Here is an 18,133-nt window from a genome sequence, read left to right as displayed (position 1 = left end):
ACGATGCATCGTCAATCTGATTACCTCTTATTCTTTCTATTATTATACCTCAACAGTGCTTCCAGATAATAATAATCCGCATATACCAAAGGAACATCTATCTCACTTGAATGAGGGATGCTGCCTACACTGTGCATTAAAACAAAGTTGCAATTTGTACCTGGCTCCGCCAAGTATGCCGGAGAAGACAAACTTTTCAATATGTGTTCTGCAGCTTGTTCATACTTTCCTCCGCCGTCCACATAATCTGCCAATTCCAAGAATGCAGAAGCTGCAATTGCCGCTGCCGATGCATCACGGGGAATTATCTTGAAAGCCTGCGGATCATAATTCCAATCGGGTACATAACCGTCTTGACCGGCATTAAAATCCCAATATGGTACTCCGTCTTCGGGTAAATTAGGATGGTTCAACCAGAAGTCGGCGGCATGTATCGCCATATTCAGGAAATCATGTCTTTGAGTCTCACGATAAGCCATTGTATAACCATAAATAGCCCATGCCTGTCCGCGCGCCCATGTTGAATTATCAGAAAATCCCTGACAAGTGGCCTGGTGAAGCACTCTGCCAGTTGTTTCGTCATAATTAACCACATGATAGGTACTGTAGTCTTTACGGAAATGGTTAAGGGCTGTCGTTTCAGCATGCTTGTTGGCAATCCTGGCATAAATAGAATCACCGGTTACCTTGGAAGCAAAATAGAGCAACTCCAGGTTCATCATATTATCTATAATCACCGGGTAAAACCACTCATCCTTTCCGTTCCAAGCCTTCCGGTAATTCCATGACTCGATGCAACCTATCTTTTCATTGAAACGGGTACATAACGAACGGGCAGATTCCAACAAAATCTCTTTGTATGCCTCATTACCTGTCAATCTATAACCATTTCCAAAACTACAATACATTAAAAAGCCTATATCATGATGATTGGTTTGTGTCTTCAAGGATTCAAGCGCTTCCGTCCATTTCACAGCGGCATCCTTCCATTTTTTGTCGTCCTCATACTCATACATATACCATAGACATCCCGGATAGAAACCTTCGGTCCAATCATTTTTATGGGTAACCCTCAAGTTTCCATTACGATCTATTGTACGGGGATACCCGGTAGGTTCGGGAAGTTCACTCAATTGTGCGGATAACTGTTGCTCCGCCCTTGCAAAGCCATTCACTACGAAATCGGCTTCTTGCTTGTTCCCCTTACACGAAAAAAGGAATGCCCCCAAGCATACAATGCTCATCAATCTTATTCTCATAATTTCTTTCATTATTTATCATTAGTCCATACCCGAACATAATCAAAACGGGCTTCACTTAGCCAAGAGTCAGCAGGCTTTCCCTTAAAGTCACCCTGACCGCTAAAAGTTGCCACTGTGGATAAATAAAGAAATTCTTCCACCCGAGGAACCCACTTTTCATCAAACTCAGCCATAAATTCTCCGTCATAGTATATCTTTACACTCTTCTCATTCCATAAAACACCCCACACATGATATCCTTGAAACACACCGGGAGTAGCATAGCGGAAGTTCTTCTCTTGATGGTCGGCACCATAACCGTCTATATGGATAGTAGAAATCACCTCATCTGCCAGATACGCAGACTCGAAGACATCAATTTCAGCACCGTCATTACCTGTACCATCGACTTTACTCATTGAATTGCTTTGCAACCAGAAGGCAGTCAGAGCCGCCGAGTTCATGTCCGCCAATTTAATCCGCGCTTCTGCATAACCATATTTCATGTAATACTTTCCATTGGAATAGACGGAACTGCAATGCATCACATCTTCACCTACCTTTGTCACTTTCAAGACCAAGTCTCCATCAGCCTCTACCACATTCTCCGGTTTGAAAAACCATTCCTTAATACCTAAGTTCGGACGCGAACCTCTCGATTCATCCTTAATTACCCATTTATTGAAATCGACTCTGTTGTCATTGAACTCATCGCTGAAAGCCAACTTCCACCCTTTACCGATCAGAGTATTGACGGGAAGAGCATCCGAAGGAGTATCCACATCCACCCAAGGGGAAGTAGCCGACGCTTCCTCTCCGTGAGTATCGTTTCCACAAGAAATAACTATACAACATCCTATAAAGAGTGTACTCCAAAATAACTTCATAAATAATAATCAAATTAAGTTATAAAAAAACCACACCGGGACAACAGTTTACCGGTGTGGTCATTTTCTATTCTACATATATCAATTCCAACCCGGATTTTGCTTCAGATTACCATTCTTGAACAACTCTGTATTAGCAATCGGATAGAAGTATAACTTGTCTTCTATGGTACGAGATTCTAATGTCGCTTTCTTATAAGATATCTCGTCACCATTCTTCGTGATCTTTACAGCATAGATGTCCTTCGATTCATCCAACTCTTTCCAGCGGCGCAAATCCCAGAAACGATGTCCCTCGAAAGCCAGTTCCACACGGCGTTCATTCTTCACACGTTTCAAGAAATCGGTTGCAGACAAGTTGCCCGGCAAAGGCGGCATCTTTACACCTGTTCTACCACGCACTGCATTGACAGCCTCCAATGCACTCATGGCGCAATTGGCAGTTGTACGGTTAATATCTCCATAAGCATTGACCATAGCCTCCGCATAGTTCAGCAATACTTCAGCATAACGGAACAAAATCCAGTTATGATTAGTACTTGCCGAAGCTGAACCGGCATCAAAAGTAATACTCTTATCTACATACTTGCGCAAATAATAACCGGTAGTAGTGGCATTGGTCAAAGGAAGTCCGTTAGCGCCCCCTTCCCATATTTCTACGGCCTTGGTCGACGGCCATGCCATTCCGTTGTGAACAATTGTCAGATAAAAACGCGGATCTCTGTCTTTATAAGGGTTCGCACGCATGGCAGCATTGTTCCAATCGAAAGCGGTACCATTATTCATTTCAAAAGCACTTGCCAGGTTCTCCGTCGGACAAGTAGTGGTATTTCCACCAGTCACCCCTTTCGGGAAGTTGGCACTTTCAAAAGACGAACTTGTTCCGGTGGCACGTACCAAAATGACCTCTTTACTGTTGTAATTGGTCGCCCCAAACAGATTGGAGAATGATGCGTCCAAGTCAACCCCCAACTCTGATTTCTGTCCGATTATTTCATAGGCAGCTTCTGCAGCAGCTACCCATTTGCTATTATCGTTGCTTGTGTTATAAAGCGGACTTGCCGCATAGAGGGCTGCACGCGCTTTCAATGCCAAAGCTGTGGCTCTTGTTGCGTGTCCCTTTTCCGCTCCCGGCATATTAGCATAACTAACCGGAAGTTTACCGGCTATCGCGGCACATTCGGAGATTATAAAATCAAGAATTTGTCCGGCTGTAGCAGGCTCGGCAGCATTGGCCTCATCCATAGTCATCACTTTGGTTATTAAAGGCACATTCTGATACCGTCTTACCAATTCAAAGTAGAAGTAAGCACGCAAAAAGCGGATTTCATTTTCAAAGTTTGGATAGTTCACCATCCAGTCTTCGTAGTCATCACTATTTTCCCAAGTCTCAAACTTCAAACCTGTCAGGTTCTCCAGATAAAAATTTGCATCATGGATACCATTGTAATAAGTACTGAACTTATCATCTACCGTATAGTTGGCCGACCATGTGCCATTCACGAAACGTTGGATATCAGATGTTTCATAAATATGTACGGCATCATCCGTAGCTGCATCCAGCATAGCACCGTCAATATTACAAAAGTTTGAAGGCAGATAGCCGTAGGTATTCGTTACAAATTGCTTAACACGATTATAGCTTCCTCGGATCTCTTCCAAAGAGTAATAATCCGATTCATTGCAGTCCATAAAGTCACAGGACGTCAATAAACCTGCAAAGAGTAGTATTGTAAAAATTTTCTTTAATTTCATACGATTCAAAGTTTTAGAAAGATAAATTAAATCCGAAAGTATACTGAGTCATCGTAGGATGTTCTGCACCGATAGATTCCGGATCACGAAGATCAAGATTATCAATGCTGAACAAATCGTGTGCACGGGCAAAAAGCTTAGCACCCCCTAAGAAGCCAGTTTTCTTGAGCAATCTGGACGGGAAATTATAATACACCTCCAGTGTTCTCAATTTCAGATAAGAAGCATCGGCCACCCACATCGAATTCGTACTGTAGTTATTATCTGAACCGGAATAAGTCAGACGCGGTAATGTTCCGGTCGGGTTTGTTTCGCTCCAGCGATTTTCCCAATAATAGGTAGAAATTGTATTATTACTTACGATAGGACGGTAAAGACTCGGTGTGTTCAATATTTGGCTATAATTACCCACTCCCTGGAACAACGCATAAACACCGAAACCTTTATATTCAGCTCCTAAATCGAATGAATAATAAATCTCAGGACAAGTAGAATTATATCCCAACGGCACCTGGTCGTATGAGTCAACCCGGTTATCTCCATTCTGATCTTTGAACATCAAGTCACCCGGACGTACACTACCCAAATATTGTTTCACTTCGCGATTATCAATTTCTTCTTGCGACTGATATATTCCTACAACTTCATATCCATAAATCTGCCCGATAGGACGTCCTGTACGTTTCAGATAATCATAAGGACGATATTCCTCATTCTGATTGATAATTTCATTGCGCGCAAAAGTAAATTGTCCGCCCAGATGATAAGAGAAATCACCTAATTTATCATCCCAGTTCAAAGCTACTTCTACTCCTTTATTATCTACAACACCATCGTTGATACTGGGAACAGACATACCGAATGTCTGAGAAATGGCACCACTGCCGGCTACCAGAATATCCGTGCGATGATCGTAGAAAGCATCCAAAGTCAAAGAAAGTTTATTCCACGCTCTGAAATCTATACCAACATTCAGTTTATGAGATTTTTCATAAGTCATATTATCAATACCTAATTGAGTAAACTTCATACCACTTGAAGAACTTGGGTTGGTAGTCCAGAAATAGTATGAGTTACCACTGCCATAAATATCCTGGAAAAGATTAACACCATAGTCCGCACGTCCGGAAATACCATAAGACGCTCTTACTTTCAACAGGTTCAACCAGTCATTCTTCATGAAGTCTTCTTCAGAAAGAACCCATCCGGCACCTACTGCCGGGAAAATTCCCCAACGTTTATCCGGATCAAGGATACTGGAAGCCGAACCGGACATTGTGAAGTCCAACAAATAGCGGTTGTCGTAAGCATAGTGTACGCTACCCACTATGTCCATAAAAGCACGTCCTGTATTCTGGTCTTTCGAGTTCTTCTTATCCATTGAATAAAGTAAAGTAGCATTCAGGTTATGCTTGTTCCATTGCTTCATATAATTAGTATATGCCTCCAAATTGAAGTGGGTCGTTACAGAACCTACACTCTTTGAAAAAGAAAGTGTTCCTTCATTTCGAAGTGTTGTATACCCTTTTTCACCAGTTGTCAAATCAATAGTGGCTGCTTCATAACCGAAGTTCTTCGTATTGTTATCCCAATAGGAAGCCGTATTGTCGATACCAACTTTGAAACCGGCCGACCATCCGGGAAGAATGGCAGACAAATCTTGTTTCAAATGCATATCGGCATACATGGCACGAGTTTGTGAACGGGCATATCCTCTGCCCGCAATCAAACCGACCGGGTTGTTGCTATAAGTTGTTGTACCCCCATAAATGCCTCTATCTGTCTTGACAGGGAAAGCGCCTGACGGAACCTGATACAATGCGGAGAAAATATTCCCTGTCGACTCTCCGGGACGATTATGCTCAGAGAAATTACCCAACAAGTTCAACTGTACGGTAGTGGTAGGAGTCACCGTAATATCCAGATTTGTACGGATATTCAAACGTGAATACTTAAATTGAGTAGAATAACCATCGGTTTCTTCCGTAGGTTTCAGAATACCGCGATTATCCAAAAAGTTCAACATTGTATAATAACGTACAAACTTACCACCCCCTTGTGCAGAGAAGTTCACATTATCTCCATAACTCATATTTCTCAATGATTCATCCATCCAGTCTACATTCGGGTAAACACTCGGATATGTCTGGTTTTTGAAAGCATCGAGTTCGGCCGAAGAATAACGAGGATCAAGTCCGTCATTTTTCATAGCCTCATTCAAGGCATTGGCATACGTATAACCATCTACAAAATCCGGTAAGTATTTAGGAGTAGCCATATTGAACTCATAAGAGAAATTAATACGGGGTGCCCCCATTGTTCCGCGTTTGGTTTTCACAAGTACCACTCCATTGGCACCGCGAATGCCATACAAAGCAGTGGCTACAGCATCTTTCAACACACTTACAGATTCAATTTCTTCTGAACTCAGTTCGTCAATAGACCGTTCAAAACCATCGACCAGGATGAGCGGAGTTTTGGAACTTGTAGTACCAAGTCCACGTATATACATAGTGGCTCCGTTTTCCCACACTGTACCGGCGTTTTGTAAAACCTGCAAGCCCGGAATTGTACCAAACAATTGGTTAGAAGGCTTGATACTGTTTTTATGTGAAAGGGCGTCATTAGTAGCTACAGAAATTGCACCTGTCACTTCCTGTGCGTCATAGGTAATAGTACGTCCCAATTCTATTGCCTCCCGGTTTTTATGAACCGTCAAAGTATCTTGTTGTGCCATCATACCACATGAACACAACACACCGGCTAATAGTATATTTAATCTTTTACTCATAATAATCTTCATTTCTAATTTTCAGAAATATTATTCCCAACCCGGATTTTGTACCAATCCGTATTGTTTGTTAACCTCGTCTGAAGGGAAAGCGCTTAGATACCAGATTGGAGAGAAACCACCGGCATTCCACCAAGCACGCTTTCTGTCTGAATTTGCAAGAGAGAAAGGTTCACAGATATAAGAACCGTCGTTTTTGTTTTTATAGACATTCAGGCCATGTAATGGTGTAGTGAACTTCTCTTCCATCTTCCAGCGAATTAAGTCGAAGAAACGTACTTCTTCATAACCAAATTCACAAGCACGTTCACGAAGCACGGCAGCACGGAACTGTTCCTGGTTCATTCCTTCCTTCAGTCCTCCCAAACCAACACGGGCGCGCACCTGATTGACATAGCTATATGCCGTAGAATTAGGACCTCGATGATACTCATTCAATGCTTCCGCATAAGTCAGATAAAGTTCGGCTATGCGCAAGAAAGGCCACTGAATGACATGTCCCTTCAGTTCCGCACCACGATCCAGTCCCCATTTCCGGCAAGCTATTCCGGTCTTCAGGCTCAATTTGTTCATGGCACCTATTTCCCAATCTCTTCCTGCAGGATAATTTTCCTTATCATCTGTCTTGGGAGCTGTCAAGCCCGCTGTTCTTCCTTGAAAAATATCACCATCCATCAGGAAAGTTTCGTTCAGACGGGGATCACGGTTGACAAAGGGATTTTTAGTATGTTCGGGATTATTCCAGTCAAAATCACTACCATCAGCCATAGGAAACATGTCGAAATATTCTTTGGTCGGATTGTAACCACCCCAACGGATAGCGTTCCATAACATTAAATCTCCCGAACTCAAACTTGCGCTATAAATGTTCCTGTGTACAGATATCAAAGTTTCAGTAGTACCGCGATCAAAATAAGCCTTACGGAAAGCATAACGGTACTCATTCTCGGCAACATCACTTTTCTGTACCATCCGGAAATAGCCGTTAGCATTCAATGCGGTGAAAAAGGCTTCACAGGCATCAATAGCCTTTTTCCAACGTTCGTGGTCATAACCGCCAAACCAAGTCATCAATTTTTCGGAAGCTTCACCTGCAGCATAAGGTTGGTCACTATTAAATAGCGGACTTGCGACAAATAGCAGTACTCTCGCTTTTAAGCCATAGGCTCCTGCCTTGCAGAGGCGTCCATCCCACTGAGCCATATCCGCATCCGAAACTCTCCACGGGAATTGGGGACAGTTAATCGCTTCATCCAACAAACGAATAATGAAATCCACCGTTTCTTGCAGAGTAGCACGTGCCGGCATTTCGTCCGATGCCGCAAGCGCATGGTCAATAATGGGCAATGCGCCATAGTGGCGTAGCATATTGGCATATTGAACAGCCACAACCATTTTCGCCTCTGCTTTCAAGCGCTCTTTTTCCTCCTGGTCCATGTCTGGCACACGATCTATATTGGCTACTACCAACCAAGCGTTACGAATAGAAGACCATATATGAGTATCTGCATCGTTAAACCACATCTTAGTTGCCATATAAGTAGCGCGTGGCCGATTTTCTTTTCCGGCATCGTAATTGCCGTTATAATAAATCTTTTGTACACCGGAATATCCCACATTATCGCAATTCAAATCTGTCAGTCCTTCCAAATTTCCCAACCACATACCGGTCCAATAGTTCTTCGTATCAAGTCCGTATGGCAGATACTGATAACTATACCACAATACACGGCGGGCATATTCAGCGGTAGAGAAAACAGTATCGATAGTAACGTCTGTACTGGGCGGTTTCTGCAGGAATTTATCTCCAAACGCCAAGTCCTCACAGGAGATGGTTGTAACCAACCCCAACATCAATATAATGACATGAAAATGTTTCTTTATCTTTTTCATAAATACAGTTTATTAAAATCCAACTTTCAAACCGAAATTCACGATCTTAATCAACGGATATGCCCGTCCGTTTGCATTGGATTCCGGATCACAAAAATCCAGATCGCTAAATGTCAACAGGTTGTATCCGGATACTGAAAGACGCAGAGAATTGATATGTATCTTCTGCAACAACTGTTTCGGGAAAGAATAACCAAGTTCGATATTCTTCAGACGAACATAAGAGGCATCGCGCAACCACAAATCAGAATCTTGATAGTTATTTGTTTTACTACCTGTCAAAGAGATGGCAGGAGCTTTTGCACTGTTACCCTTTTCCGGTGTCCAAGCATCGTCGATCATATATTGCATCAGTGAGTTGGTACCAGTCTGTCCGAAAGGAGTACGATAAATGCTGCTCACCAAACGAGAAGTTTTAAATGCGCCAGCCCAAGTCATACTGAAATCAAAACCTTTCCAAGAAAAACCTGCTTGTAAGTTACCATTCAAAAGCGGATAGGTAGGATAACCAATGGCTGACTTGTCATTAATATCAATTTTGTGATCGCCATTCAAATCTTTATACTTCACGTCACCGGGTTTGGGTGAGAAACCGGCACCATGATCGGGAATTCCATCTTCCGTACCTTTCACGTTTTCATAGTTCTCCGCATCCGTTTCTGAGAAGAAACCATCGGTTACATAACCGAACTGCTGCCCTACAGGACGTCCGGTTTCGCACATCCACTCATAAGGTTGAGGAATTTCATCTTTAAAAATTACTTTATTCTTGGCATACGACCAGTTTGTTCCGATATAATAACTAAAGTTACGAATTCTATCTTCCCAACGGGCTGTTACTTCAAAACCTTTGTTATCTACCTTACCCATGTTGACAATCGGTAAAGAAATAGCAAGATAACCGGGATTTACCTGACGGGAAATCAAGATATCCTTACGATGTTCTATAAAGTAATCAAAAGAAGTCTTCAAACGACTGTCGAAGAAATGTAAATCAACTCCATAATTCTGCTTAGCAGCAGTTTCCCATGTAACATCTGGATTACCGACCAGAGATTCTTTGGAACCGGGCAATTTATTGTTAGTGATGGATCCAAAGTTTACAGATCCTGTACTGAGCGTATAATTATCCGGCAAGTACAGAAAACGTGAACTATTGGATACAATATCATTACCTACAATACCGAAAGAAGCACGAATCTTCAGATAATTTACCGCCGGTTTTAAAGCTTGCATGAATTTTTCTTCAGAAAGTATCCAGCCAATAGATCCGGCAGGGAACGTACCAAAGCGCTTTCCTTCCGCAAAGTTCTCGGAACCATTATAACCTAAGCTCAGATCGAGCAAGTAGCGTGTCTTCCAGTCATAAGTAAGACGACCCACAAAACCAACATAAGCACGAGGAATACCAGGATAATTATTACTAAAATAATATTTCATGGTCTGATTATACATGGCAAGAGCAGACACATGATGTTCACCGAAATTACGTTGATAATTCAAGGCTGCTTCCAGATACCAGTTACGGCTTTGTCCTGTTGACTGGCTAAATCCCAGTGTCTGTGATTCCTGAGATTTCTTCAAAATGGCTTCACCATTCTCGCCTTTCACAGCCTGGTAATTCTCAATACGACCCTCACGACGTTTATTATAGGTAACACCACTATTATAAGCGCCCTTAACATGAGCAACCAGACCTTTTGTAATAAAATTCAGTTTTTGCTCCAATGAAAAGTCGAAATTGATTGTATTTCCGGTCGTTGTGTTATATCCTTTTCCATAATAGGCACCTAAACCGTCATTCAATGTACCGAATGAGCCGAAAGTAGCCTTATCACCTACTATCCATTTTCCGTCTACAATACCGGCACCTGAGAAAGGAACGGCACTGTAAATATTGTCAAACAAATATGAAATGTCTGTATATGTACCGTTATTATAGTTAGGTTGACGTTGGTCTGACAGACGTCCTCCCAAGTTGATTTTCATGGCAGTAGTCTTCGTCACGTCTATATCCATATTGATACGATAGTTGTAACGGTTGTATTTGAAACCTTTGTCATTGCCATTATCAAACGTAGTGAAAAGGCCATCTTGTGTAAATACACCCAACGATGCAAAATAACGAACCCGTTCCGAACCTCCGGAAATGGATAAGTTATGCTGAGTCTGTAACGCCGTGTTCCTTATCATAAGATCGGTCCAGTCTGTATCCGCATAAATCAAAGGATTACTATGTGTACGGAAAGCTTCCAGAATTTCATCAGAGAACATCAGCTTATCTTCTGCCACTCCATCGCGTAATTGTGCAGCATTATAGGTGGTAGCATAATCGTAACTGTTGGCAAACTCCGGAATATTGGTAGGCATCTGAATTGCCATACTGGTAGAAAACGATATTTTCGCTTTACCTTGTTGTCCGCGTTTAGTAGTAACCAGAATAACACCATTGGCACCACGTACACCGAACACAGCAGTAGCCGAAGCATCTTTCAAAACAGTGATATCTTCTATTTCATTAGGATCCAACTGAGTGAACGAACGTTCCACACCATCAACTAAACATAACGGACTGGATAATCCGGTAGTTAAAGAACCAACTCCACGTACATACAAAGTAGCATCATCGGCACCCGGTTGACCACTAGTCTGTACACTGGATAGTCCCGGGACTTTACCACTTAAAGCATTGGCAATACTACCTACCGGAGATTTCATGATTTCGTCCGACTTCACCGAAGCCAAAGCACCTGTTACCGTTACCTTTTTAGTAGTACCATAAGCTATGACCTGCACTTCTTCCAGTTGTGTCACATCTTCTGATATAAAAATCTTCAGTTCACTTTCTCCTTTGTAGACGATTTCTTTATCCTGATATCCTACAAAAGAAACAACAAGAGTCTTCCCTACCGGAAGCTTCAACGTAAACTTACCATCCATGTCTGTAATCACACCATGTGTGGTACCTTTTACCATAACTGTAGCACCCGCTACCGGTCCCATATCATCAGAGACCGTACCCGTCACTACTTTTTCTCTAGCCTGTTGCGTTGTATTCACCGATTGGACGCGAACATCACTACCCCACGTCTTACCCGCATACAAGACTAACAAAGCAAAAGCAAATAACCAAACTCTGTTTCTCATAAGTTAGATTTTAATTTAAAATTCATGTTCTTCATTCTCTATATACATATTTATGTAATTTAATATCAAAATCCGACACTTTTCAAACCTCTCAAAAAGATGCGCAAATAAAGAATTATTAAACATGAAAAACTTAGCTTCACACAATTGTCTAAGACACAAATAGTACGTCGGACTATATATGCCGCACTTCGGACTATAAGTGCACAGCAACAAATAGAAGAATAATGAACTTATTAGGGGGGATATTCGTTAATGAATTTTCTTTCGGTAGTTCTGAGGAGAAACTCCGAACAAATCTTTGAAGCAACGACTGAAATAACGAGAAGAAGAAAAACCTAACCGATAAGATATTTCCGAAACATTATATTGCGGTTCTTCTTTCAACATTCTCAAAGCTTCTTCCAATTTAAGTTTTAAAGTAAACTCATTGGGAGTAAGCCCTACCACTTCCTTAAAACGAAGAAATAATTTACTTCGTCCCATATTCAACTCGGAAGCCAACATATTCATATCAAAATCCGGATTGTCAAAGTTCTGTTTTATCACAGCAGTTGCAGTATCCAATAGTTTCTGATCGACTATACTGGTACCCAAAGTCTTCACATCCTGCTCTTCCTTTATAACCATATTCAATCGAGCCATTAATTTTTTCCGGCTATTCAGCAAATTATTACAACGTGTCAACAATACCTTGACATTAAACGGTTTTGTGATATAATCATCAGCACCTGACATATATCCTTCTATCGTATAATCTACCGAAGATTGCGCCGTAAGTAACACAACTGGAATATAAGATAACTCCAACGAATTTTTAATCTTACTACACAATTCACTACCTGACATTACCGGCATCATAACATCACTCACAATCAAATTAGGATGTAGTTGGCATGCCATATCAAATCCAATCTGCCCATTCATTGCTTTATGGACCGTATAGGTGGGCGAAAATATTCCTACCAACATATCCAACATCTCCTCATCATCTTCTACAATCAAAATACTAGGTAGTCCCTCCTTCTCTTCTTCCAGCGGATCATCATTTTCAAGGGCAGTATTATCCGGCAATATTTCTTCCGCTATAAGTATACCTTCTTCTTCCCAATCCAATGAGTGTACTACAGTCTGCTCATATTCAAGTTCTTCGGCAGTAAAATGTCCATTTCCCAATAACAGTTGTATCTTGAAGCAGCTTCCCTCTCCTAATACACTTTCTACTTTTATTTCGCCTTTGTGAGCATCTACAATACCTTTTGTAAAGGCCAAACCAATGCCACTTCCCAAAATATTTTTCCCAGGACCATCATTTACCTGATAAAAACGCTCAAATATTTTCGATAAAGATCCTTCGGGAATTCCGCAACCAGTATCTGCTACTGCTATTTCAACAGTTCGTTGTTGCCGCTTAATAGAAATCTTAATGTGTCCTCCTTCGGGTGTATACTTAAAGGCATTCGACAATAAATTGAACAATACTTTCTGCATTTGTATGGCATCAAACCATAAGTCTATTTTCTCTTCTGCATGTTCGAACGTATAGCTGATATTCCTTTTTCGAGCAAGATCTATAAATGACTGATAGACTTCTTTCATGAATGGAATAATATCTACACACTCAACTTTCAACTTCAGGAAACCCTGCTCCTGTTTTCTAAAATCCAACAACTCAGTTATCAAAAAACGTAAATTCATTGCATTCTTGTATATGCCATGTAAGCGCTTATTCAGAGTAGGAGATAACTTATCCAACTGCAACAACATTTCTATTTGCCCTATTATCAGCGTCAAAGGTGTTCTGAATTCGTGTGAAATATTGGTAATAAATTCAATCTCTCAAAAATAGTTTATATAATGATTTGAAAATCAGATTGTTGAAAATTTCACGATTTTAATTAAGGAACAAACAAGAAACAAAATCGTTAATTAAAGGTATTTCCCAATTTTTTGTTTTCACTCTGTTTCTTTCTTTGCACTTGCTTATAATCGGGACTTCTTGAACAGCTTCCCACCAGATTTTTTTCGTCCGATGGTTGCATGTGAGCTTCCAAGAACCACTGCAGCCAAAAGAAAAAAGCAAGTATTCTTTAGTTCATACAAAGATAAGGAAAAACTTATAGGCAGGCAAATTTGGCTGCCTAAATATAGTTTACTTTGATTTAGCATATATATAGGCTAATGGACTAAACTAAACCTTTTCCCGAACTTCGTAAAACACTCCGGTCCCATTGTACAGCCAAAAGAAAAAAACATTCCACGTCATATTTTTCTTTTCGCTGCAACCCCCTTTTTATAAACCATCAACCTTTTACACGAGATCTTCTCTTCCCTGTGTTCGCACATCCGCTTTCGGGCTGCCTGATATGAATTGTGTCGCAAAGGTACTTGTCATGTCTTTCTTGTATGCAAGGTCAAAGCCTAACGGTTCACGACAAAATCTCCACCCTCCGTTCCGCACGGGTAGTATTTAATCGTGAAACCTTGCATAAAGAGCCATGACACCTTTTGAAGCGACATAATTAAATCAAGCCCGAAAGTAGCTGGATGCTACAAGAGGGAAAAAAGAAAACTTAAAATTCAAAGTTATGGCAAACTACGCAACAAACATTTTCCACGCAAGTACGGAAAACAAACAAGACCTCAATAAGATAGAGGCATTTCTGGACGATAATTTCAACGGCTTTGTCAACCGGTATGGCGACACGGTAGATGCCGAATTTGATTCCCGCTGGGAATACCCGGAAAAAGCAATCAACGAATTAATAGCCTTATTGGCAGCCAAAGACAAAATCTATATCCGCATACTGACATACGAGTTAGAGGACGAATACGTGAGCTTTCGGATATTCTCGCAAGGTAAATGGAACATTAAGTTATCCTAAACCTAAACACAATTCACTATGTACGAATACGAAGAAGATAGCGATATTATCGGTTTGTCCTGCACGTTGCTCAATCCATATAAAGGTTACATGGAAGGCACAATCGTGGGCGACTATGGCAATACCATAGTTGTCCGCCTTGAAAGCGGCAAGGAAATTTCAGAATACCGTGATGAAGTGATTATCCATGATTAAACGATAGCAAACGTATGACACAGATAGCAACAAAATTCGTCAAATGGGACATTCCCGAACTGGCGACATTGCAGGACAGCAAGGTTTACAAATTGCGGGTACACCTGAACAACGGAGGCAAGTTAAACCGGGAAGAAAAGAACTGGATTACCCGTAACGTATGGGAAAGTATCTATTTCAAACGTGGAATTGCCTTGAGCGGTTATCACTTTGACTTTTCCGACATCCTCAAACGGTATTTCGTCAAACAGCACGGAAGTATTCACGAGTATTATGCGATTGACAAAACAGCGTTACGCTCGATACTGTACGGCAGAATAGAGGATATTGTAGAAGTAAGCGGTTAAAACAACAAGGATATGGGAGAATACAAATTTTATCAAGACCGTAAGGTTACAAGTTGGGAACGGGATTATTTCAGTGTGAAAGCGGACAGTTATGAAGAAGCCGAGGCAATCGTCCGCTCATGGAACTGTGAGGACGTGTCGAACATCATTGACAACCGTCTTTGCTATGAAGAGTGGCAAGCATTGACCGATACATCGGAATCTATGCTCCCCGAAGAAAACGACGGCAACCCGACAATAGAAATTTTCAATCAAGACGGAGAATCAATAATGACTAATGTACCCGAAACACCTCAATCAAACCAATAGAACCATGAACGTAACAATCGAACACGTCTTTTGCCGCTATAGCGATGAAGCGGAAGAAATCTATTTCCGAATCATGAACACGATTCTTTTTGCAACTGACGAAACCGAACTTCGGGCAAGTATGGAACGCTTGAAGAACGAAACCACGCTCGACGACTATTTCATATTCGGATACGGAGCACACCATATCTGGATAAAGCAACGGCGACCGAGCGATAAAAACAGGATTTTCAAACATCGGATTATGTGTAATAGTCAAGACTTAATCTGACAGTTACGTATAAAAAGAATAAATTTGTAACAGAAAACAGATTGAGTTATGACCACATCAGAAAAAGTCATCAAGAACAAACTGGGATTGCTTGAACTCTCCCAACAGTTAGGAAACGTATCACGTGCTTGCAAGATTATGGGTTATAGCCGTGACAGTTTTTATCGTTTTAAGGAGCTGTATGAACAAGGAGGTGAAATCGCCTTGCAGGAGATCTCACGCCGTAAGCCTGTCATAAAGAACCGTGTGGAAGAACACATCGAGCAGGCTGTGGTAGGGATGGCGATAGACAATCCGGCATTGGGGCAGGTGCGTGTATCCAATGAATTGCGGAAGAAAGGCATTCTTGTTTCGCCGGGCGGAGTACGCTCCATTTGGCTGCGGCACGATATGGAGACCTTCCAGAAACGCCTGAAAGCATTGTCTGCCAAAGTGGAACAAGAGGGCATTATCCTTGATGAGAACCAAGTGGCTGCATTGGAGAAAGCAAAGGAAGAGAAACAGGCTCATGGAGAGATAGAAACCTATTATCCCGGTTTCCTTGTCGCCCAGGATACTTATTATGTTGGACACATCAAAGGTGTCGGACACATTTATCAGCAGACCGTCATTGACACTTACTCCAAAATCGGATTTGCTAAGCTATACGACAGGAAGAACGCCCTTGTCGCTGCCGATATGCTCAATGACAGGATAGTGCCTTTCTTCGAGCAGCATGACCTGAAGCTGATGCGTATGCTCACAGACAGAGGAACGGAATACTGCGGAAACAGAGAAAACCACGAATATGAACTGTATCTGGCTGTGGAGGATATAGACCACTCTAAAATCAAGGCGAAAAGCCCGCAGACAAACGGCATCTGCGAGAGATTCAACAGAACCGTGCAGAACGAGTTCTATGCAATCGCATTTAGAAAGAAAATCTATACCTCTATTGAGCAACTGCAAACAGACCTCGATGCGTGGATGAACTCCTACAACACCCAAAGAACCCACTCCGGAAAGTACTGTTTCGGAAAAACACCCATGCAGACTTTTATCGAAGGGATTGCCGTCGCAAGGAAATACAAACTCCAAAATCAGGAAACAATAAAACCGAATGGCGTTAATATAACACCATCCGGTTGTGAGAGTCAAGAAAGTTGCGTAACTTCGCAACAAACAGCTGACAGTTTTTTTGTCCGATACTAAACAAGCTGTCAGAACAAGTCTTGACTATTACACCTCTTTTATTTCCGAACAGACACTCATACCGTTTCCTTCGGAAATACCCCTTTATACATTTCGGCTGCGCCATATCCTTTTATATCGAACGGCCACTCATGCAAAGGCGGCTTCTCCGCTTTGTTTCAAGGCAGACTTCGGCCATTTTTCCTTTACCTCTTCTTTCCCTCATTTCTCTTGCCGGATAGAGACAGCGATATCGATACGTCGCACACGCCTTTTGCCGGATCTTCGTCCGATAGTATTTTCCACGATGCAGCGTATATGGTTGTTAAACGGTATATCGTTCTTGCCGCTTCAACCCCAAACAGCCGATACACTTTCTCGCCTGATGTTCTTCCCGCCCACCTGCCGGAACGGGAGCGGTCTTGTGTCGGTGGACGGACAGGTCTTTCATGTTTCCGAGTCCGCTGCGGATTGTTTCGCCTCGACTTTTTCGCGACCGCTTTCTATTTGAAGTCGCCATATCGTTTTTCGTTGCAAAGTTAGTATGCAGACGGGCGCGACCCGATGGTCTTGACCAATGGCGTATCGCACAAATCTTCCTTTATCGGGCTTGCGGTTTGGGGCTTCGCCTCCAAAATAAAGAGTATTTATGCGCTATCCTTGGTGCAGCCCTTTACTGCACCTACTTTTATGCACCGTAAAACTGATTTATTAACTTCAAAAAGCAATCGCAATGAAAAAGATCGAGAACAATTTCGCAGTAACCGGATTCGTGGCAAAAGATGCCGAAGTCCGTCAGTTCACCACCACAAGTGTCGCACGTTTCCCGCTGGCAGTGGCCCGTCAGGAGAAGAACGGCGAAGATACCAAGCGTATATCCGCTTTCATGAACATTGAAGCGTGGCGCAAGAACGAGAATACCGGGTCGTTCGACCAGCTCACCAAGGGCACGCTGCTTACCGTGGAGGGCTATTTTAAACCCGAAGAATGGACCGACAAAGACGGCGTGCTGCACAACCGCATCGTGACGGTTGCAGTCAAATTTTATCCGGCTGTCGATAAAGAGGAGGAAGTTCCTGCGGAACCGGCAAAGAAACCGAAGAAGGGCAAGAAGTAATTCCTGCCTTTTTGAGACAAAGCGGCCCGAAGGCCGCTTTTGTTTTGCTCGTTACCGTTCCGGAACGTCTATACTTTTATACTCCTTCATACTCCACACGAAGAGTCCGCCGTCGTCCATTGATT

The 18,133-nt window shown here is 42.1% G+C and carries 15 protein-coding genes; 7 read left to right on the top strand and 8 right to left on the bottom strand.

Annotated features, from left to right (window positions below; translation table 11 throughout):
• Positions 1-20: 20 nt before the first annotated feature.
• From C1A09_RS07780 to C1A09_RS07750, 7 genes are all read right to left on the bottom strand, one after another.
• Positions 21-1,259, bottom strand: a complete 1,239-nt coding sequence (locus C1A09_RS07780) for a glycoside hydrolase family 88 protein (RefSeq protein ID WP_180949194.1) — start codon at positions 1,257-1,259, stop codon at positions 21-23.
• A gap of 11 nt (positions 1,260-1,270) precedes the next feature.
• Positions 1,271-2,128, bottom strand: coding sequence for a glycoside hydrolase family 16 protein (locus C1A09_RS07775; RefSeq protein ID WP_101543014.1), 858 nt, complete (start codon positions 2,126-2,128; stop codon positions 1,271-1,273).
• Between the two features lie 81 nt (positions 2,129-2,209).
• Positions 2,210-3,883 carry a RagB/SusD family nutrient uptake outer membrane protein gene (locus C1A09_RS07770; RefSeq protein ID WP_101543013.1) on the bottom strand — a complete coding sequence of 558 codons (1,674 nt, stop codon included), beginning with the start codon at positions 3,881-3,883 and terminating at the stop codon, positions 2,210-2,212.
• A 13-nt stretch (positions 3,884-3,896) separates the two neighbouring features.
• Complete coding sequence (locus C1A09_RS07765) at positions 3,897-6,674, bottom strand: SusC/RagA family TonB-linked outer membrane protein (protein ID WP_180949193.1); 2,778 nt, start codon at positions 6,672-6,674, stop codon at positions 3,897-3,899.
• A 30-nt stretch (positions 6,675-6,704) separates the two neighbouring features.
• Complete coding sequence (locus C1A09_RS07760) at positions 6,705-8,567, bottom strand: RagB/SusD family nutrient uptake outer membrane protein (RefSeq protein ID WP_101543011.1); 1,863 nt, start codon at positions 8,565-8,567, stop codon at positions 6,705-6,707.
• A 12-nt stretch (positions 8,568-8,579) separates the two neighbouring features.
• Positions 8,580-11,714, bottom strand: a complete 3,135-nt coding sequence (locus tag C1A09_RS07755) for a SusC/RagA family TonB-linked outer membrane protein (protein ID WP_101543010.1) — start codon at positions 11,712-11,714, stop codon at positions 8,580-8,582.
• A 252-nt stretch (positions 11,715-11,966) separates the two neighbouring features.
• Positions 11,967-13,541, bottom strand: a complete 1,575-nt coding sequence (locus tag C1A09_RS07750) for a hybrid sensor histidine kinase/response regulator transcription factor (RefSeq protein ID WP_281258233.1) — start codon at positions 13,539-13,541, stop codon at positions 11,967-11,969.
• A gap of 761 nt (positions 13,542-14,302) precedes the next feature.
• Between C1A09_RS07750 and C1A09_RS07740 the strand changes: the two genes are divergently transcribed.
• Genes C1A09_RS07740 through C1A09_RS07715 form a run of 6 tightly spaced genes read left to right on the top strand, consistent with a single transcriptional unit; the run spans position 14,303 to position 16,912 of the window.
• Positions 14,303-14,599 carry a hypothetical protein gene (locus C1A09_RS07740; RefSeq protein ID WP_007571905.1) on the top strand — a complete coding sequence of 99 codons (297 nt, stop codon included), beginning with the start codon at positions 14,303-14,305 and terminating at the stop codon, positions 14,597-14,599.
• Positions 14,600-14,617: 18 nt separating this feature from the next.
• Positions 14,618-14,794, top strand: a complete 177-nt coding sequence (locus C1A09_RS07735; protein WP_007571908.1) for a hypothetical protein — start codon at positions 14,618-14,620, stop codon at positions 14,792-14,794.
• 14 nt (positions 14,795-14,808) lie between these two features.
• Positions 14,809-15,141 carry a hypothetical protein gene (locus C1A09_RS07730; protein ID WP_007571909.1) on the top strand — a complete coding sequence of 111 codons (333 nt, stop codon included), beginning with the start codon at positions 14,809-14,811 and terminating at the stop codon, positions 15,139-15,141.
• Between the two features lie 12 nt (positions 15,142-15,153).
• Positions 15,154-15,450, top strand: a complete 297-nt coding sequence (locus C1A09_RS07725) for a hypothetical protein (RefSeq protein ID WP_007571910.1) — start codon at positions 15,154-15,156, stop codon at positions 15,448-15,450.
• Positions 15,451-15,454: 4 nt separating this feature from the next.
• Entirely contained in the window at positions 15,455-15,721 is a 267-nt protein-coding gene (locus C1A09_RS07720; protein WP_101543423.1) for a DUF8466 domain-containing protein, read from the top strand.
• 48 nt (positions 15,722-15,769) lie between these two features.
• Positions 15,770-16,912, top strand: coding sequence for an IS481 family transposase (locus tag C1A09_RS07715; protein WP_005867787.1), 1,143 nt, complete (start codon positions 15,770-15,772; stop codon positions 16,910-16,912).
• Between the two features lie 304 nt (positions 16,913-17,216).
• Here C1A09_RS07715 and C1A09_RS07710 read toward each other — a convergent pair whose 3' ends face one another.
• Complete coding sequence (locus C1A09_RS07710; RefSeq protein WP_080715528.1) at positions 17,217-17,411, bottom strand: hypothetical protein; 195 nt, start codon at positions 17,409-17,411, stop codon at positions 17,217-17,219.
• 213 nt (positions 17,412-17,624) lie between these two features.
• Between C1A09_RS07710 and C1A09_RS07705 the strand changes: the two genes are divergently transcribed.
• The gene (locus tag C1A09_RS07705; RefSeq protein ID WP_007571923.1) at positions 17,625-18,008 is read left to right on the top strand and encodes a single-stranded DNA-binding protein; all 384 of its coding nucleotides are present in this window, start codon (positions 17,625-17,627) and stop codon (positions 18,006-18,008) included.
• Positions 18,009-18,133 lie beyond the last annotated feature (125 nt).

The sequence above is a fragment of the Bacteroides cutis genome, from assembly GCF_900241005.1.
In the GTDB taxonomy this organism is placed as follows: domain Bacteria; phylum Bacteroidota; class Bacteroidia; order Bacteroidales; family Bacteroidaceae; genus Bacteroides; species Bacteroides cutis.
The sequence above is the reverse complement of the archived record's forward strand: the minus strand, read 5'-3'. Positions and strand labels throughout refer to the sequence as shown.